This window comes from Streptomyces viridochromogenes (genome assembly GCF_001270495.1).
In the GTDB taxonomy this organism is placed as follows: domain Bacteria; phylum Actinomycetota; class Actinomycetes; order Streptomycetales; family Streptomycetaceae; genus Streptomyces; species Streptomyces viridochromogenes_A.
In genome coordinates this window covers 81933-99379 of the sequence record NZ_LGUR01000253.1, presented here as the reverse complement: position 1 = coordinate 99379, position 17447 = coordinate 81933, and the positions used below count along the sequence as shown (strand labels likewise).

Sequence of the window (17447 nt, the reverse complement as noted above, 5' to 3'; positions counted from 1 at the left end):
TGAAGTCAAGTACGGCGTACGGGAGTTGCCTCATCCGTCCATCCGACGCGTTTGGGTCGGCACCCGCCCCCTCCCCCGCCTTGGTCCGGACTCCGGCGAGGGCGTGGAGCGGGTTGCCGCCCGGGCCCGTCGAGAATCGTCGTCCATCGACCAAAGCCCAGTCAATCCTTGGGATTTGTCGCTGTCCCCAAGCGTTAACTTAGAGGTCATGACCCTCGATGACCTACGTGTGTTCGTGGCCGTGTGCCGGGCCGGGAGCCTGAGTTCGGTGGCCCGGGAGCTGGGGTGCACGCAGTCGGCGGTGAGCCAGCACGTGAAGCGGCTGGAGCGGGAGACCGGGGTCGCGTTGCTGGAGCGGCAGCCCCGAGGCGTCGTGCCGACGCAGGCCGGCCGGGTGCTGGAGGCGGCCGCCGCCGAGGGGATCTCCGGGCTGGATCTGGCGATACGGCAGCTGCGGGACCTCGTCGACGGCGCGAGCGGGCATGTGCGGGTGGCGACCGGGGCGACGACCGTACGGCACTTCATGTCGGAGGCGGTCGTCGCGTACCGGCGGCGGCATCCCCAGGTCAACCTGGAGTTCCGCACGGTCAGTTCGGGCCGGGGCAGCTTCGACGCGCTGACCGACGGCACGCTCGACCTGGCCTGGATCACGCTCGGCCCGCCGGTGCGCGGCATCGAGCAGCGGCCGGTCGTGGAGTTGCCGTGGGTGCTGGCGGTGCGGGCCGACGATCCGCTCGCGCGGCGGCCGTACGTCGATGTCGGCGCCGACCTGCGGGACGTACGGCTGATCCGGCTGCCGCCGAACTCCGCCTCGGCGGCCCATCTGGACGCCGCCTGCGCGGAGCTGGGCGTCCGTCTCGCCCACGACACGAGCGTCGCCGACTGGGACACGGCGCTGCTGCTGGCGGAGCTGGGGGTCGGTCGGGCGGTCCTGCCCGCGCTGCCGGGGCTCCCCGTCCCCGGCAGCGAAGGCGACCTGCGCCTGATCCCCCTGCCCGCCCTGCGCCCGTTGCCCGTGGGCTGGGCGGTCCGCCGCTGGGACGCGCTCAGCCCGCCGGCCCGGGCGTTCGCACACCTGGTGGAGAGCCACCGCCGGGCGGCGCGGGGCTGAGGGCGGCTCCTGGGCTCCAGGGCTCGGGAGCTCCAGGGGCTCCGGCGGCCCTGTTGGCTACTTCAGCCCGATCGCCGCGCAGTCCGCCGCGTACTCGGGGGTGCAGATCTGCTTGACGGTGTAGACGTCGTCCTGGATCACCGTCTCCTGGATGTTGCGTTTCGTGAGGGCGACCACCGGCACGAGCTGCGCCGGGATGTCCTCGTCGGTCGGGCTGTCGACCGAGTCCTGGGTCAGCGCGTCGAACTCGATGTCGCGCCCCTGGACCTTGTACACGGCCATCCTCGCGGCGTTGGTCGCCTCCAGCAGGAAGGACTTGTACACGGTCATGAACTGCTCGCCCGAGATGACCCGCTGCACCGCGTCCAGGTTCGCGTCCTGCCCGGTCACCGGCGGGATCTTGCTCGCACCCGCCTCCTTGAAGGCGTCGATGACGCCGTCCGCCAAGCCGTCGCTCGCCGAGTAGACGGCGGCGATGTTGTTCAGCCCGACGGAGGCGATCGCCTTCTTCGTGTTCGCCTTGGCCACCTCGGGCGACCACTTGTCGGTGTCGTACCGCTTGACGATGTTCACCTCGCCCTCGAGCTCGTCGAGCGCGCCCTTCTTGACCAGGCCCGTGTTCGGGTCGGCGGGGTCGCCGTTCATCATGACGACCTTGCTGGACGCGGCCTTCGAACCGAGTTCCTCGACCAGGGCGCGGCCCTGCACCTCACCGACGAGCTCGTTGTCGTGGGAGACGTACGCGTCGATCGGGCCCTGCGCGAGCCGGTCGTAGGCGATGACGGGGACGCCGGCGTCCTTCGCCTTCTGTACGTCCGACGCGATGGCCTTGGCGTCCAGGGCGTCCACCAGGATCACGTCCACCTGGTCGGCGATCATCTTCTCGAACTGCTGACTCTGTCTGTCCGGGCTCGCTTCGGCGTTGGCGTAGACGACCTTGCCCTTGTTGTCGGTGAGGCTGCCGACTTCCTTCTTGATGAGCGGGTAGTCGAACTTCTCGAAGCGCGCCGTGTCCTTGTCGGGCAGCAGGAGACCCACCGTGATGTCGTCGCCCTTCGCCGGCGCCGCGGAGCTGTCACCGCCCCCGAGACCGTCGATGACACCGCACGCGGTGAGCGACAGCGCGGAGGCGGAGGCGGCGAGGGCTATCGCGATACGGCGTACAGCGGGGGCGTGGGGGGTACGAGCGTTCACTACTGGTGCCTTCCGAGCGGGGGAGCGGCTGTGCTGACCTGGGTGGCGGCAAACCCGGGTGGCGGTAGCCAACGCGGCAACGGCATGTCACGTCAAGCAGTTGTCGTAACGAGACGGCAACCGTTTTCCGTACTCACCAGTACTGACTGCTACTTCCCATAAAGCCCCTCGACCTCCGTCGCGAAGTCCCGCATGACCGCTTCCCTCCGCAGCTTCATCGACGGTGTCAGATGGCCGCCCAGCTCCGTGAAGTCCGTCGGCAGGATCGCGAAGCGGCGGATGGACTCGGGGCGGGAGACCAGCTTGTTGGCCTCGTCGATCGCGCGCTGGAGGATGGCCCGCAGTTCGTCGTCGTTCACGAGGAGTTCGGCGGGGACGGGGTGCTTGCCGTTCATCCGGCGCCAGTGGCTCACGCCGGCCATGTCCAGGGTGATCAGGGCGGAGACATAGGGGCGGCGGTCGCCGAGGACCATGCACTGGGAGATCAGGGGGTGCGAGCGCAGCCAGTTCTCCAGGGGTGCGGGGGCCACGCTCTTGCCGCCCGCCGTGATCAGGAGCTCCTTCTTGCGGCCGGTGATCGTCAGGTAGCCCTCGTCGTCCAGGGCGCCGATGTCGCCCGTCGGCAGCCAGCCCTCCGCGGCCGCCGGGACCACGCCGCCCGCGGACGGGTCCCAGTAGCCGCGCAGCACCTGGTCGCCGGCGATGAGGATCTCGCCGTCCGCCGCGATACGGATGCGGGTGCCGGGCAGGGGCCAGCCCACCGTTCCCAGGCGGGGCTTCAGGGGCGGGGTGACCGTCGCGGCACCGGTCGTCTCCGTGAGGCCGTAGCCCTCGTAGATCTCGATGCCCGCGCCGGTGTAGAAGGCGGCCAGGCGGCGGCCGAGCGGGGAGCCGCCGCAGATCGCGTACCGCACGCGACCGCCCATCGCGTTGCGGATACGGCGGTAGACCAGGGGGTCGTAGAAGGCGCGGGCCGTCTTGAGCGCCGTGCTCGGGCCGCCGCCCGTGCCGGCGGCCCGGGCCTCCAGCGCCTCGCCGTAGCGCTCGGCCACGGAGGCCGCGCGGTCGAAGGACGACACCCGCCCGCCCGTCTCGGCCTTGGCGCGGGCGGAGTTGTAGACCTTCTCCAGCATGTAGGGGATGGTGAGGAGACAAGTGGGCCGGAAGGCCGCCAAGTCCGGCAGCAGGTCCTCCGCCTTGAGGCTGGGCGCGTGGCCCAGCCTGACCCTGGCCCGGATACAGGCCACCGCCACCATGCGGCCGAAGACGTGCGACATCGGGAGGAAGAGCAGCACCGACGCCTCTTCGCTCGTCCTCGCCTTGAAGATCGGGTAGAGCAGCTCGATCGCGTTGTCGACCTCGGCGAAGAAATTGCCGTGCGTCAGCGCGCAGCCCTTGGGACGGCCCGTCGTGCCCGAGGTGTAGATGAGCGTCGCCAGCGTGTCCGGCACCAGCATGCCGCGCCGTACGCTCGCCTCCCCGTCGGGCTGCTGCGCGCCGTACTCCGCCAGCCGCTCCACATGCCCCTTCTCCATCACCCACAGGTGGCGCAGGTCGGGCACGCGGTCCAGTTCGGGGCCGAGGGCGGCCGCCTGCGCGCTGGTCTCCGTGACCAGGGCCACCGCGCCCGAGTCCTGGAGGATCCAGCGGGTCTGGAAGAGGGACGAGGTGGGGTAAACAGGCACCGTGACGAGTCCGGCCGCCCACGCGCCGAAGTCGAGGAGTGTCCACTCGTACGTCGTACGCGCCATGATCGCGATCCGGTCGCCCGGCACCAGCCCCTCGGCGATCAGCCCCTTGGCCACCGCCTGCACCTGATTGGCGAACTCCGCCGCCGTCACGTGCCGCCACTGCCCGTCCGCTCCCCTGCGGCTGAGGACCACGGCGTCCGGAGCCGCGGCCGCGTTGTCGAAGGGCAGGTCCGCGAGCGACCCGTGGGTCACCGGCGGCGCGAACGACGGTACGAACGCCTCCCGTACGGCACCGTCCAGTCGCCGCGTCTCGGGCTGCACCAGGTTCGGTCCGGGAGCGTCGTGGAAGGCGGCCGAGGGGGCGAAGGAGGGAAGCGGGGTGGACACGGGCGGCTCCTGCGGCGGGCGTGCAGCGACGGGAAACTGCTTGCTGCATGACGTACGTGCCTCGCGCACCGTGGCGTTCACCTGCGGAGACATGCGGAGGCCTGCGGAAACGGGTTACCGCTGGTTAGGCAGGAGATCGTACGGCGCCCGCGTGTGGGGGTTGTGCGGGTTCGGCGGCGGTACGGAGCCGGGTATGTGCAACGTCGGGGGTTATGTGAGGGCCCCTCAGTTTCATCTCCCCCTCTCCCTGCCTTCACCCAACGACCGCCACCGTCATCCCTCCAGAAGCACCGTCACCTTCACTCCGGAACCGCCGCTCCACCGGCGGATCCACGGCGCCCGTCTCCACTTCATCCTCACGTCAGCGTGGACTTACCTCGGGTAACCTTACTGCGGAGTCAGCACCGGAGCGCACTGGGAGTGGTACATGGCCGACCGCTATCTGACCTTCACCGGCACGGCACCCGGCCGCTTCCTCACCCGCCGGCTGGGGCTGCCGCAACCCGCTCCGCTGAAGCGCTGGTCACCGCAGCGGCCCGCCCTGGAAGGCGACCGGCTGCTGCGCACGGCCGGCAAGTCGGACCTGGAACTGACGGATGTGGTCCCAGACCTGACGGGCGCCTCCGAGCAGCCCGCCGCCGTGCTCCTGGACGCCACGGGAGTCCGGGACGTCGAGACGCTCGCCGAGGTGCACGCCGCCCTCCACCCCGTCGTACGGTCGGTCGCCGCGAGCGGCCGGATCGTCGTCCTCGGCGCGCCCCTGGACCCCGCCGACCATCACCAGGGGGCCGTCCAGCAGGCCCTGGAGGGCTTCACCCGCTCGCTCGGCAAGGAGATCGGGCGCGGCCGGACCGTGAATCTCGTGCGCCTGACGGACGCCCGCGCCGCCGGGTCGACCCTGCGTTTCCTGCTCTCCCCCAAGTCCGCGTACGTCAGCGGTCAGGTGATCGAGGTCGGTGCCCGCGACGAGAGCGCGACACCCGCCGACCCCGACCGCCCCCTCGCCGGCCGCACCGCCCTCGTCACCGGCGCCGCGCGCGGCATCGGTGAGGCGGTCGCCGAGACGCTGGCCAGGGACGGCGCCCGGGTCGTCGTACTCGACGTGCCGCAGGCCGAACAGGACGCCCGGCGCGTGGCCGACCGCCTCGGCGGCACCGCCCTCGCGCTCGACATCACCGCCCCCGACGCGGGCGGGCGCCTCGCCGCCGCGCTGCCCGACGGGCTGGACGTCCTGGTCCACAACGCCGGGATCACCCGGGACCGGCGGCTGGTCAACATGCCCGCCGAGCGCTGGAGTTCGGTGCTCGACGTCAATCTCGCGAGCGTGCTGCGCACGACGGACGCCCTGTTGGAGAGCGGGACGCTGCGGCAGGGCGGCCGGATCGTGGCGACGGCGTCGATCGCGGGGCTGGCGGGGAACGCCGGGCAGACCAACTACGGCGCGAGCAAGGCGGGCGTCGTCGGTCTGGTCCGCGGCCTCGCCCCGCGTGCGCTGGCCGAGCACGGGGTGACGGTCAACGCGGTCGCACCCGGCTTCATCGAGACCAGGATGACCGCCGCGGTCCCTCTCCTCATCCGTGAGGCGGGCCGGCGGATGAACTCCCTCGCGCAGGGCGGGCTGCCGGTCGATGTCGCCGAGACGACGGCGTGGCTGGCGCATCCTGAGTCGGGCGCGGTCAACGGGCAGGTCGTCCGGGTGTGCGGCCAGAGCCTGCTGGGGGCGTGATGACGACGGTCCTGACCGGCTCCCCTTCCCTGCCGGGGCTGCTCGCCCGGGGCGCTGTGCTCTCCCCTTTCAAACGACCCCGCCCCGACGCGGAGTTCCCCTCGACCCGGCTCGTCCTGCCCGGCCTGCGCGTCGACCTCGCGCGGCTGGCGGCATACGAGCGGGTGTGCGGCTTCGCGACCGGCGACGACGCGCTGCCGATCACCTATCCGCATGTCCTCGGCTTCCCCCTGGCCATGCGGCTGATGAGCGCACGGGAGTTCCCGCTCCCCCTGCTCGGGCTCGTCCACACGTCCCTCGGCATCACCCGGCACCAGCGGCTGACGGCGACGGGCACGTACGAACTGTCCGTGCACGTCGACGGTCTGGTGCCGCACCGGAGAGGGACGGAGGCCGTCGTGGTCACCGAGATCCGGGACGGGGAGGCCGTCGTATGGGAGTCGCGGAGCAGGTATCTCGCCCGGCACCGTACGGAGGACGGACACCGGGCGGAGCCACCCGGGGTGTCAGAGGCGCACAAGCCGTCCGAGGCGCCCGAGCCGCTTCCCGCGGTCGCCGAGTGGCGCCTCGCCGGAGATGTCGGCCGCCGCTACGGCGCCGCCTCCGGTGACCGCAACCCCATCCATCTCCACCCCCTCACCGCCCGGCTGTTCGGCTTCCCGCGCGCCATCGCGCACGGCATGTGGACGGTGGCCCGCTGTCTCGCCGCGCACGGCACTCCGGAAAGGGCCCTGGTGGAAGCCGAGTTCAGGGCCCCCGTGCTGCTGCCCGGGACGGTGACGTACGCGGCGCGGGGCGGGCGGTTCGAGCTGCGGGGCGGCAAGGAGCGCGTCCACCTGGCCGGGCGGGTCTATCCGCTCACCTCGTGAGCGGCGGCAGGCGGTGACCCGGCCGGAGCGGACCATGGCCGGCCGGCCATGAGGTTGCCGAGGCCCGCCCAGGAGAAGTTCATCAAGGTCGCCGCGGCCTCCCTCGCCGTCACGCCCGGCGTGGCGTTGGCCCAGTCCGCGAGGGACTCGGCGGCGCCGACCAGGGCCTCGGCGAGCCCGGCGACCTCGCTCTCGGGGAGGTCGGGGTCGCGATGGGCCTCCCGTGCCGCCGCGAGGATCAGCTGCGTCACGAACGCGACGATCTCCGCGCGCATCGCGGCGGCCTCGGAGGCGAACGGCTCCCCATGGGTGCGGGCCTGGAGGTGCAGAACGGACCAGCCGTCCGGGTTCTGGGCGGTGTGCGTGAAGAACGCCCCGAGCCCTTCCCAGAGTTGGCGGTCGGCGGGCGCGTCACGCCGGACGCCGGCCCGGACGGCCTCGGTGAGCGCGGCCGCCTCACGCCTGATGCAGGCCGTGAAGAGGTCTTCCTTCGAGTTGAGGTACAGGTACACCAACGGCTTGGAGACGCCCGCGAGTTCGGCGATCTCGTCCATCGACGCGGCCATGTACCCCCGTCGGCCGAAGGTCCGCACGGCGGCGTCCAGCATCTGCTGCTCACGGACGGCGCGCGGCATCCGCTTGGTCTTCACGGCACCCATGCCGATCAGCGTACGGGCCGGGAGGGCGATCCCACCCGGCCCGCCGCACATCGGTGCCTTCGCGAACGGCTACTCCTCGCCGCGCGCGTCGTCCGCGAACCGTGCCACCCGGTCCATCCACTGCCGCTCGTCGCCCGCCGGCAGGGCCGTCAGCCGGGGCAGCAGCTGCGCGGTGAGCAGGGTGGACAGGGCGGAGGTGTCCGCGCCGCTGCCGTCGGTCCGCACGACCACCGGCTGCGGGGCCTTCCCCGCGAGCTTGGCACCCACTTCCAGGCGGCGACGGGCGAGTTCGTACTGAAGGACGGCCCGGTTGTCGCGGTATGCCTTGGCGAGGGCGCGCTGGGCGCGGGCCTCGTTCTCGGCGGCGATCAGACCGCTGCGGCCCCGCGTCTCGATCTCGAACCGCACCCGCTGGGCGTTGGTCTCCTGCTGCTCAAGCAGCTGGGCGACCTCCTCACGGGCCCGGTTCAGCGCTGCCTTGACCTCGACGATCCGGGCGTCCCGCACCTTCTTGGCCCGCTCGATGTCCATGCCCAGCTGGTCGATGCGGCGCTTGCGGATGAGCCCCCACTCCTGGTCGTACGCCGTGCGCTCCTTGGCGACCCGCTCCCGGGTGGCCAGGTGCTGCTGGTACTGCGCCGGCAGCTGCACGTCCGGGATGTTGGAGCCGGTGATGCGCACGCCGTAGCCGGAGAGCTGACGGTTGAGCAGCTCCTGCATGTCGGCCACGTCCGAGCCGCGCAGGTCGTAGGCCCGCTCGGTGCGCATCTTCCGCGCCCGCTGCCGGATCGCGTCCTGTACGGCGCTGGAGAGCACCAGGTCGAAGTTGCCCGCGCCGATGGTGCGGACGAACAGCACGGCGTCGGTGATGCGGAACTTCAGGAAGAACTCGATGGAGCGCAGCGGCACGTTCTCCTGCGTGGGGCAGGCCATCACCGGTGCGGAGTACGGGATCTCGGTGGCCGTGTCGACCACGAAGTCGACCCGGGACCACGGGTGCCACAGGTAGTGGCGGCCGGCGTCCAGGGTGCGGACGACCGCGCCGTAGCGGGTCAGCACGCCGTTGGTGCCCTGCTCGATCTCGACGATCGAGGAACGCCACCACCACAGCGCACCGATCAGCAGCAGCACGACGCCTGCGACGTAGGACAGGGTGGCGAGGGTGCCGTAGGCGAGATCCCCGGCGACCGACTCGGAGTCCGCCGCGCCCAGCGTCAGCATCACGCCCATGAACAGGGCGTAGACGCCGAGCCACAGCGGCAGCATCCACCACAGCCGGCGACGGTGGCGAGGGATGATCACCGGGATCAGGGTGTCGGCCTCGCCGCCGCGCAGCAGCCGCGCGATGTCGCTCCAGGGGGCGACCTTCTCGGAGATGACCGACCGGCGGTGGGAGGTACGGGCGGTGCTCACTGGTCGGCCCCCTCGGAGACGTCAGAGCTGATGGAGCTGTCGGAGCCGGGGGCGCTGTCGGAGCCGGGGCCGCCGTCGGTCGCACCGGGCTGTTCGGGCACCTGCGGCACCGTCGGCCGCTCGGCGGCCAGCAGCGCGCCGATCTCCGTCTCGCGCGCGGCGATCCGCTCGGAGACCTCGGCGAGACGGCCCCGGACGGCGGCCATGTCCTCGTCGGTGAACAGTTCCGTGCCGCGCTCGCCGATCAACTCGCGGGCCAGCTCCAGGAAGTCGATGCCCGCGTCCGCCGTACCGCCGATGCGCACCAGGCGCGGCAGATGGTCGGCGACCTGCTCCAGGGTGTCCAGCACCTGCTGCTGGTAGCGGTACTCCAGGATCTCCGGCGCCTCCGCGGCGGTCACCGCGCGGATGTCGAGGGCCTGCGCCTCCAGGAGGGCCGCATTGGCCTTCGCCTCGGACTCGGCCTGGACGTAGCGCTGGCGGGCGAGTGCCTCGGCACGGTTGGTCTCGCGCTCCACGGCGGTGTCCATCTGCGCCTGGTACTGGGCGATGTCGGCCTGGATCGCGGAGAGCGTCTCGTGGCTGGAGGCGAGTTCGCGGGTGAGGTCGCCCTCGTCCTGCTCCTTGCGGAGCTGGAGCGCGTACTCGTGCGTGTACGCCTCCTTCGCCACCCGCACCATCTCGGGCGCCGCCAGGTCCATGCGGTAGCGCTGGTCGGAGGGCTCGGCGTGGGTGATGTTGGCGTTGGTCAGCTCGACGGCCGGGCGGAACTGCTGGTTGAGCAGGTCCAGCAGGCGGCCGGTGTCCTCGCCGACCATGTCGTAGATGCCGGCGGCTTCCTGCTCGTAGACGAGGGTGCGGATCGTCTCGCTCACCGCGTTGCTCAGCTTCTCCTCGAAGCCGCGCACCGCGCCCAGCGTGTAGACGAACTCGGTCGGGTCGCTGATCCGGAACTGGATGAACAGGTCGATCGACGCCTTCACGCCGCCCTTGGTCGGCGCCTCGCGCACCGGCGCGTTGAACGGGTACTCGATCGTGGTGTTGACGATGTACGACACCCGCTTCCACGGGCTCAGCAGCACGATCCGGCCCGGGCCGACGACCTTCTCCAGCTTGCCGAAGCGGGTGATCATCGCCTGGCAGCCGTCCGGGACCATGACCATGCCCTGGCGCCACCACACGAAGGCGACGGCGAGCAGGGAGATGACCCAGGAGTGCACGCCGAACAGCGGGTTGGTCACCACGTCGGCCCCGGACGCCCCCACGATGGCAGCGCCCACCACGCTCAGCACGAGCAGCATCAGCACCGGCAGCATGGAGAAGATCGAGCGGCCCTTGGGGATGACCATCGGGCAGATGGCGTGCACCATCTCGGTGCCCTCGCGCACCTGCTCGCTACGGCCGAGCGCCTCCCCGGCCTCGTCCAGCGGCACCGTCTTCTGCCGCATGACGGTGGCGGTGGAGCCACCCTGTTCGCGGGCGGCCGGGAAGTCGGCCGGGTCGATGCCCTGGCCCTGCGCGTCGTACCCCTCGCCGCCGTCCGCTCGTGACCCGCGTCCGCCGACCTGCCGCTGCAGTTCCTCCTGCGCGGCCGTCCGCGGGTCGGTGCCGGATGCGACGGCCTCGGCCACGCGTCGTGCGCCCTGCTTGGCGCGCGCTCGTGCCACGGTTCCCCCTTGTGTTGCGTTGCCCGTTGGATGCGGGTCCTACTGGTGGTACACCGGTCAGCCCGATGTGGTTCCCGATGTGGTTCCCGTCATCCCACATCATGATCCGGACAAAGGTAAGGGGGCGGCCCGCACAGTTACCTATCGGTATCACTGCCGGGTCGAAGCGGCCGTACGGCGGTACCGCGGTCCTACGAGGCCTGGGAAGATGCCTGGCCCTGCGCCCCGGCCGACTCGTCGGCCGCGTCGTCCTCCTGGCTGCGGTTGGCCTCCAGGTTGGCCTTCACCCGGTCGACCTTCTGGACGATCTGCACGGAGGCGCGGTCGCGCTCCTTGCGCAGGACGACGAAGCTGATGGGGGCCGAGATCACCAGGGCGAGCAGGACGACCCACATGCCGTTGGAGTCGCCGAGCCCGCGCGGGGCGACTCCGGAGTAGACGAGGCCCCAGACGACCACGAGGCAGCCCGCGAAGATTCCGAGGCGCATCAGTGTGTAGCGGAGCATCTCAATCCACTCTTCCGATTCCAAAAGGGGCCGCTGTCCAGTGAAGCACGCGCGGCCCCCGATCTTGCAGGGGGGTCGGCGGCCGGGCGGGAGGGCTCAGCCGAGCGGGAGCAGCATGATCACGTCGTCCCGGTCGTCACCCGGCGCGACCCTGATGGCGGCCGGGATCCGGCCGACCTCCTTGTAGCCGCAGGAGCCGTAGAAGCGCTCCAGACCGAGGCCGCCCCGGCAGGTGAGCCGTACCGCCTCGATGCCGTCGAAGGTGCGGGCGGCCTGCTCGGCGGACGCCAGCAGGTCACGGCCGTAGCCCTTGCCCTGGTGCCGGGGGTGCACCATCACCGTGTACAGCCACGCCCAGTGCGTCATCAGCCGGTGCGTGTTGAAGGTGAAGAAGGCCGTCGCGGCCACCGCGCCCGCCGTGTCGTGCCCGACGAGCAGCCGGGTGCGCCCCTCGGTCATCGCCGCGAAGTGCTGCACCAGTGCCGGCCGGACCGCCTCCCGTGTCACGGGCGGCACGAAGCCGACGGCTCCGCCCGCGTTGGAGACGTCGGTCCACAGGTCGAGGATGCCGTCGCGCAGGGCTGGAGTGACGGCCGGGTCGAGTGTGAAGGTAAGGGACACCGGGCCATCGTAGCCATTACGACAGTGCCCGCGCCGCCACTTTGAGATCGGAGACCAGACCCTCGTACGCCGCCTTGCGGTCCGCGTCGTCCTGAGCCCGCAGCACCGACGACGGGTGCACCGTAGCCACCAGTTTCTCCGCCCGCCCGTGGATCTCCCGCTCCAGCACCGCCCCGCGCGCCTCCCCGACCCGGAACGACGACCCCAGCAGCGCCTTGCCCGCGCTCGCGCCCAGCAGCACGATCAGCTCGGGCTCGACGACGGCCAGTTCGGCGGCCAGCCAGGGCCCGCACGCCGTCATCTCGCGCAGCGTGGGCGCCTTGTGGATACGGCGCTTGCGGGGCTCGGCCCGCGTGAACTTGAAGTGCTTGACGGCGTTGGTGACATAGGCGTCCGCGGGGTCGATGCCGGCCTCCGCGAGGGCCCGGTCGAGCAGCCTTCCGGCGGGACCCACGAAGGGCTTGCCCTGCCGGTCCTCCTGGTCGCCGGGCTGTTCGCCCACGAGCATGACGCGGGCGTTCGCCGTCCCGGCGCCGAACACGGTCTGCGTGGCGTCCCGGTGCAGGGGGCAGCCCCTGCACTCGGCGGCGGCACGGCGCAGGGCGGGAAGGCCGCCGCGCTCCGGGAGGAAGGGTTCGGCGGTGTAGGCGTCCTCAGGCGCCTTGGTGCTCACCATGGCGGACGAGTACCACGCCCCCGCCCCGTGGAATCACACCCGCATCGGCTGGGGGGACTCGCGACGCAGCGGGTCCGCACCGTCGTACTCGCGGATGATCTCGTAGCGCGTGTTGCGCTCCACCGGCCGGAACCCTGCATCGCGGATCAGGTCCAGCAGATCCTCGCGGGTCAGCTTGTTCGGCGTGCCGTAGTTGTCGGCGTCATGCGTGATCTTGTACTCGACGACCGAGCCGTCCATGTCGTCGGCGCCGTGCTGGAGGGCCAGCTGGGCGGTCTGGACGCCGTGCATCACCCAGAAGACCTTGACGTGCGGGACGTTGTCGAAAAGCAGCCGCGAGACCGCGAAGGTCTTCAGGGCCTCCGCGCCGGTCGCCATCTGGGTCCTGGCCTGGAGGCGGTTGCGTACCTTGCCGTCCTGCATGTCGACGAAGTCGTGCTGGTAGCGCAGCGGGATGAAGACCTGGAAACCGCCGGTCTCGTCCTGGAGTTCACGCAGGCGCAGGACGTGGTCGACGCGGTGGCGCGGCTCCTCGATGTGGCCGTAGAGCATGGTGCACGGGGTCTTCAGGCCCTTCTCGTGCGCCAGGCGGTGGATCCGGGACCAGTCCTCCCAGTGGGTGCGGTGGTCCACGATGTGCTGGCGGACCTCCCAGTCGAAGATCTCGGCGCCGCCGCCGGTCAGCGACTCCAGGCCCGCGTCGATCAGCTCGTCGAGGATCTCGGACGCCGACAGTCCGCTGATCGTCTCGAAGTGGTGGATCTCGGTCGCCGTGAACGCCTTCAGCGAGACGTTCGGCAGAGCGGCCTTGAGCTCCCGCAGCGAGCGCGGGTAGTAGCGCCAGGGGAGGTTCGGGTGCAGGCCGTTGACGATGTGCAGCTCGGTGAGGTTGTCCGACTCCATCGCCTTGGCGAGCTTGACGGCCTCCTCGATGCGCATCGTGTAGGCATCCTTCTCCCCCGGCTTGCGCTGGAAGGAGCAGTACGCGCAGGAGGCCGTACAGACGTTGGTCATGTTGAGGTGCCGGTTGACGTTGAAGTGCACGACGTCGCCGTTCTTGCGTGTGCGCACCTCGTGCGCGAGGCCGCCGAGCCAGGCCAGGTCGTCCGACTCGTACAGCGCGATGCCGTCCTCGCGGGACAGTCGCTCACCGGAGCGGACCTTCTCCTCCAGCTCGCGCTTGAGCCCGACGTCCATGCGTGCACCTCTCTCAGACAGACTTCGTCAACCGTACTCCGCCACCCTTCGGGCGGAGGGACCCCCATACGGCGCTTCGCGCCTACTCCTCTTCCGGCAGCTCTCCGACCCGGTTCTCCCACTTGGTGGAGAGCACGATCGTCGTACGGGTCCGGGAGACACCCACCGTGCCGCTGAGCCGTCGGATGATCTTCTCCAGGCCGTCCACGTCGGCGGCGCGCACCTTGAGCATGTACGAGTCGTCGCCCGCGATGAACCAGCAGTCCTCGATCTCGCCCAGGTCCCGCAGGCGGTTCGCCACGTCCTCGTGGTCGGTGGCGTCGGAGAGCGAGATGCCGATCAGCGCGGTGACGCCGAGGCCGAGCGAGGCGGCGTCGACGGTGGCGCGGTAGCCGGTGATGACACCGGCCGCCTCCAGCCGGTTGATGCGGTCGGTGACGCTGGGTCCCGACAGTCCGACGAGGCGCCCCAGCTCCGCATAGGAGGCCCGGCCGTTCTCCCTCAGGGCCTGGATGAGCTGCCTGTCCACCGCGTCCATGCGATTCGAAGCCTTCCGCTGAAAAGTTCCAGAAGTGATGAGAGGTACTGCGACTTGCGCGACTTGCTCTATGTGCCGCTCCCCAGCTCGCCGTTCCACCGCCGGTACAGGACGTGCTCGACGCCCGCCGCGTCCAGCACCCGCCCGGCGACGAAGTCCACGAGGTCCTGGATGTGGGTCGCGCCCGCGTAGAAGCCGGGGGACGCCGGTACGACGCTCGCGCCGGCGTCGTCCAGCGCGACGAGATGCCGGAGGGTCTGGCCGTTCAGCGGGGTCTCCCGTACGGCCACGACCAGCGGGCGGCGCTCCTTGAGCGTGACGCTCGCCGCCCGCTGCAAAAGATCCTTGGACAGCCCGAGCGCGACTCCCGCGACACAGGCCGTCGACGCGGGCACGATCAGCATGCCCTTGACGGGATACGACCCGGACGACGGCCCCGCCGCGAGGTCCCCCGCGCTCCAGTGCCGTACGCCGGCGATGTCCACCTGGAAGGTCCCGGGCTTGCCGTCGGCCCCGCGGGACAGCCATTCCCGCAGGTCGGCCTCCCAGTGGGCGTCCCGGAACGAGATCCCCGTCTCGTCGAGCAGGGTGAGCCGTGACGCCCGGCTGACGACCAGGTCGACGCTCTCCCCGGCGGCGAGGAGCGCCCGCAGCACCGCGGCGGCGTAGGGCGTACCGGACGCCCCGGAAACCCCCACGATCCAAGGCACGCGCTGCGTTTCTCCTGCGTTCACACCCCGAGCCTACCGGCGGGCGGGTCGATGCTCAGGACCGGTCCGCGTCTTGGGTTCCGGAAGGTACTTCTACACGGTCAGGCCCCGGGCCAGCAGATCCAGCAGCGCACACACGAACAAGGCGATCCCGATGAACCCGTTGACGCTGAAGAACGCCCTGTTCAGGCGCGACAGATCATGCGGCCGCACGATCGAGTGCTCGTAGACGAACGCGCCGGCCACCATCAGCAGGCCCAGCCAGAAGAACGCGCCCGCGTCCGTGGCCAGGGCGTACCAGACGAACAGGGCCGTCGTGACCGTGTGGCAGACCCGCGCGCCCCAGATCGCCGCCGGGATGCCGAAGCGGGCCGGGACCGACATGACGCCGATCTCGCGGTCGGTGTCGACGTCCTGGCAGGCGTAGATCAGGTCGAAGCCACCGATCCAGATGCCGACCGCCAGGCCGAGGATCACCGCGTCCCAGGACCAGGTGCCGGTGATGGCCAGCCAGCCGCCGACCGGGCCCATCGCCTGGGCGAGGCCGAGGATCGCCTGGGGAAAGTTGGTGAACCGCTTGCCGTAGGGGTAGACCACCATCGGGACCACCGCGATGGGGGCGAGGGCCAGGCACAGCGGGTTCAGCAGGGCCGCCGAGCCCAGGAAGATCACCAGGGCGATCAGGGCGCCGGTCCAGGCGTGCCGGACCGACATCGCGCCGGTCACCAGCTCGCGGTGCGCGGTGCGCGGATTTCGGGCGTCGATCTCGCGGTCGATGATCCGGTTCACGGCCATCGCGAAGGTGCGCAGGCCCACCATGCAGACCGTCACCAGGAGCAGCCGGCCCCAGTGGATGTTCTTGTCCCACTGGAACATCGCGCTGAGCGCGGCGATGTACGCGAAGGGCAGCGCGAACACCGAGTGCTCGATCATGACGAGGCGGAGGAACGCCTTCGTGCGTCCTGGCTGCGGGATCGCGGCGGAGGCGCTGCTCACAGTCCGTACTCCTTCCAGCGGCGGTCGACCTTCGCCGCCGTCTCCGGGTCGGACTCCACCATGTCGGGCCAGCCACCGTCGCGCGTGTAGCCCTCCTCGGGCCACTTCTTCGTCGCGTCGATTCCCGCCTTGCCGCCCCAGAACTGCTGGTAGGAGGCGTGGTCGAGATGGTCTACGGGGCCTTCGACGACCGTGAGGTCACGGGCGTAGTCGGTGTTGCCGAGCGCCCGCCAGGAGACCTCGTGCAGATCGTGGACGTCGCAGTCTGAGTCGACGACCACGATCAGCTTGGTCAGGGACATCATGTGGGCGCCCCAGATCGCGTGCATCGTCTTCTGGGCGTGCTTGGGGTACTTCTTGTCGATCGAGACGATCGCGCAGTTGTGGAAGCCGCCGGACTCCGGCAGGTGGTAGTCCACGATGTCCGGGACGATGATCTTCAGCAGGGGGAGGAAGAAGCGTTCCGTCGCACGGCCCAAGGGACCGTCCTCCGTCGGAGGCCGGCCCACGACGATCGACTGGAGCAGTGGCCGCCGCCGCATCGTCACGCAGTCGATCTTCAGCGCGGGGAAGGGCTCCTGCGGCGTGTAGAAGCCGGTGTGGTCGCCGAACGGCCCCTCCGGCAGCATCTCGCCGGGCTCCAGCCACCCCTCCAGGACGACCTCCGCCTGCGCCGGCACCTGCAACGGCACCGTCTTGCAGTCCACCATCTCGATCCGCTTGCCCGCGACGAACCCGGCGAACAGGTACTCGTCGATGTCACCGGGGAGCGGCGCGGTGGACGCGTAGGTCACGGCGGGCGGGCAGCCGAAGGCGATCGCGACCGGCAGCCGCTCTCCCCTCCGCGCCGCCACCTGGTAGTGGTTCCGGCTGTCCTTGTGGATCTGCCAGTGCATGCCGATCGTGCGCTTGTCGTGGCGCTGCAGGCGGTACAGGCCCAGATTCCGTACGCCGGACTCCGGGTCCTTGGTGTGCGTGAGCCCCAGGTTGAAGAAGGAGCCGCCGTCCTTGGGCCAGGTGAAGAGGGCCGGCAGCCGGTCGAGGTCGACCTCGTCCCCGTGCAGCACGACCTCCTGCACCGGCGCGTTGTCCGACTTCACCTTCTTCGGCGGTACGTGCGTCATGGCGCCGAGCTTCCCGAATGCCTCGCGGACGCCGACGAAACCGTGCGGCAGCTCGGGCCTGAGCAGCCCGCCGATCTTGTCGGAGATGTCGCCGTACGACTTCAGGCCGAGGGCCTTGAGCAGCCGCCGGTCGGTCCCGAAGACGTTCATCGCGAGGGGCATCGACGACCCCTTCACGTTCTCGAAGAGCAGCGCGGGACCGCCGGACTTCTGCACGCGGTCGACGATCTCCCCGACCTCCAGATACGGATCGACCTCAGCCTTGACGCGCTTGAGGTCGCCTTCGCGCTCCAGCGCCCTGAGCAGGGAACGAAGATCGTCATAAGCCATGGGGTCAAGTATCCCCGAGCCGCTACCCTGGC

At 70.6% G+C, this 17447-nt stretch carries 16 protein-coding genes; 3 read left to right on the top strand and 13 right to left on the bottom strand.

The window, feature by feature from the left end:
- Positions 1-208: 208 nt before the first annotated feature.
- Positions 209-1111: a LysR family transcriptional regulator gene (locus ADK36_RS41050; RefSeq protein WP_053201239.1), complete on the top strand. Its 903-nt coding sequence runs from the start codon at positions 209-211 to the stop codon at positions 1109-1111.
- 57 nt (positions 1112-1168) lie between these two features.
- Here ADK36_RS41050 and ADK36_RS41045 read toward each other — a convergent pair whose 3' ends face one another.
- Positions 1169-2305 (bottom strand): sugar ABC transporter substrate-binding protein, encoded by a 1137-nt coding sequence (locus tag ADK36_RS41045; RefSeq protein ID WP_048583007.1) that lies wholly within the window; start codon positions 2303-2305, stop codon positions 1169-1171.
- Positions 2306-2454: 149 nt separating this feature from the next.
- Positions 2455-4383 carry an AMP-dependent synthetase/ligase gene (locus ADK36_RS41040; RefSeq protein WP_048583006.1) on the bottom strand — a complete coding sequence of 643 codons (1929 nt, stop codon included), beginning with the start codon at positions 4381-4383 and terminating at the stop codon, positions 2455-2457.
- A 427-nt stretch (positions 4384-4810) separates the two neighbouring features.
- Between ADK36_RS41040 and ADK36_RS41035 the strand changes: the two genes are divergently transcribed.
- Positions 4811-6109 (top strand): 3-oxoacyl-ACP reductase, encoded by a 1299-nt coding sequence (locus tag ADK36_RS41035; RefSeq protein WP_053201237.1) that lies wholly within the window; start codon positions 4811-4813, stop codon positions 6107-6109.
- Positions 6109-6978: a MaoC family dehydratase gene (locus ADK36_RS41030; protein ID WP_053201235.1), complete on the top strand. Its 870-nt coding sequence runs from the start codon at positions 6109-6111 to the stop codon at positions 6976-6978. The genes ADK36_RS41035 and ADK36_RS41030 overlap by 1 nt, the downstream gene beginning before the upstream one ends.
- Here the strand turns inward: ADK36_RS41030 and ADK36_RS41025 are convergent.
- The 11 genes from ADK36_RS41025 to ADK36_RS40975 all read right to left on the bottom strand — a co-directional run bounded on the left by ADK36_RS41025 (position 6960) and on the right by ADK36_RS40975 (position 17415).
- Positions 6960-7637, bottom strand: coding sequence for a TetR/AcrR family transcriptional regulator (locus ADK36_RS41025; protein ID WP_048583083.1), 678 nt, complete (start codon positions 7635-7637; stop codon positions 6960-6962). The genes ADK36_RS41030 and ADK36_RS41025 overlap by 19 nt on opposite strands.
- A gap of 69 nt (positions 7638-7706) precedes the next feature.
- Positions 7707-9050: an SPFH domain-containing protein gene (locus tag ADK36_RS41020; RefSeq protein ID WP_048583003.1), complete on the bottom strand. Its 1344-nt coding sequence runs from the start codon at positions 9048-9050 to the stop codon at positions 7707-7709.
- On the bottom strand, positions 9047-10717 hold the full coding sequence (locus ADK36_RS41015) for an SPFH domain-containing protein (protein WP_048583002.1): 1671 nt from the start codon (positions 10715-10717) through the stop codon (positions 9047-9049). Before ADK36_RS41015 ends, ADK36_RS41020 begins: the two co-directional genes overlap by 4 nt.
- 191 nt (positions 10718-10908) lie before the next feature.
- Positions 10909-11223: a DUF4229 domain-containing protein gene (locus ADK36_RS41010; protein ID WP_048583001.1), complete on the bottom strand. Its 315-nt coding sequence runs from the start codon at positions 11221-11223 to the stop codon at positions 10909-10911.
- Between the two features lie 96 nt (positions 11224-11319).
- The gene (locus ADK36_RS41005) at positions 11320-11844 is read right to left on the bottom strand and encodes a GNAT family N-acetyltransferase (protein WP_048583000.1); all 525 of its coding nucleotides are present in this window, start codon (positions 11842-11844) and stop codon (positions 11320-11322) included.
- Between the two features lie 16 nt (positions 11845-11860).
- On the bottom strand, positions 11861-12520 hold the full coding sequence (locus tag ADK36_RS41000; protein WP_107086960.1) for a UdgX family uracil-DNA binding protein: 660 nt from the start codon (positions 12518-12520) through the stop codon (positions 11861-11863).
- Between the two features lie 33 nt (positions 12521-12553).
- Positions 12554-13717: an aminofutalosine synthase MqnE gene (gene mqnE, locus ADK36_RS40995; protein WP_048582999.1), complete on the bottom strand. Its 1164-nt coding sequence runs from the start codon at positions 13715-13717 to the stop codon at positions 12554-12556.
- Between the two features lie 82 nt (positions 13718-13799).
- Positions 13800-14255, bottom strand: a complete 456-nt coding sequence (locus ADK36_RS40990) for an Lrp/AsnC family transcriptional regulator (protein WP_048582998.1) — start codon at positions 14253-14255, stop codon at positions 13800-13802.
- Positions 14256-14323: 68 nt separating this feature from the next.
- On the bottom strand, positions 14324-14965 hold the full coding sequence (locus ADK36_RS40985) for a UbiX family flavin prenyltransferase (protein WP_048582997.1): 642 nt from the start codon (positions 14963-14965) through the stop codon (positions 14324-14326).
- A 93-nt stretch (positions 14966-15058) separates the two neighbouring features.
- Positions 15059-15961: a menaquinone biosynthesis prenyltransferase MqnP gene (mqnP, locus tag ADK36_RS40980; RefSeq protein ID WP_048582996.1), complete on the bottom strand. Its 903-nt coding sequence runs from the start codon at positions 15959-15961 to the stop codon at positions 15059-15061.
- Positions 15958-17415, bottom strand: coding sequence for a menaquinone biosynthesis decarboxylase (locus ADK36_RS40975; RefSeq protein WP_048582995.1), 1458 nt, complete (start codon positions 17413-17415; stop codon positions 15958-15960). The genes mqnP and ADK36_RS40975 overlap by 4 nt, the downstream gene beginning before the upstream one ends.
- Between the last annotated feature and the right edge of the window lie 32 nt (positions 17416-17447).

Bases quoted from the DNA above. Each gene is read 5' to 3' on its own strand.
- ADK36_RS40975 (WP_048582995.1), bottom strand. From the start codon at position 17,415: ATGGCTTATGACGATCTTCGTTCCCTGCTCAGGGCGCTGGAGCGCGAA.
- ADK36_RS41000 (WP_107086960.1), bottom strand. From the start codon at position 12,520: ATGGTGAGCACCAAGGCGCCTGAGGACGCCTACACCGCCGAACCCTTC.
- ADK36_RS41050 (WP_053201239.1), top strand. From the start codon at position 209: ATGACCCTCGATGACCTACGTGTGTTCGTGGCCGTGTGCCGGGCCGGG.
- ADK36_RS41025 (WP_048583083.1), bottom strand. From the start codon at position 7,637: ATGGGTGCCGTGAAGACCAAGCGGATGCCGCGCGCCGTCCGTGAGCAG.
- ADK36_RS41030 (WP_053201235.1), top strand. From the start codon at position 6,109: ATGACGACGGTCCTGACCGGCTCCCCTTCCCTGCCGGGGCTGCTCGCC.
- ADK36_RS41010 (WP_048583001.1), bottom strand. From the start codon at position 11,223: ATGCTCCGCTACACACTGATGCGCCTCGGAATCTTCGCGGGCTGCCTC.
- mqnE (WP_048582999.1), bottom strand. From the start codon at position 13,717: ATGGACGTCGGGCTCAAGCGCGAGCTGGAGGAGAAGGTCCGCTCCGGT.
- ADK36_RS41035 (WP_053201237.1), top strand. From the start codon at position 4,811: ATGGCCGACCGCTATCTGACCTTCACCGGCACGGCACCCGGCCGCTTC.
- ADK36_RS40990 (WP_048582998.1), bottom strand. From the start codon at position 14,255: ATGGACGCGGTGGACAGGCAGCTCATCCAGGCCCTGAGGGAGAACGGC.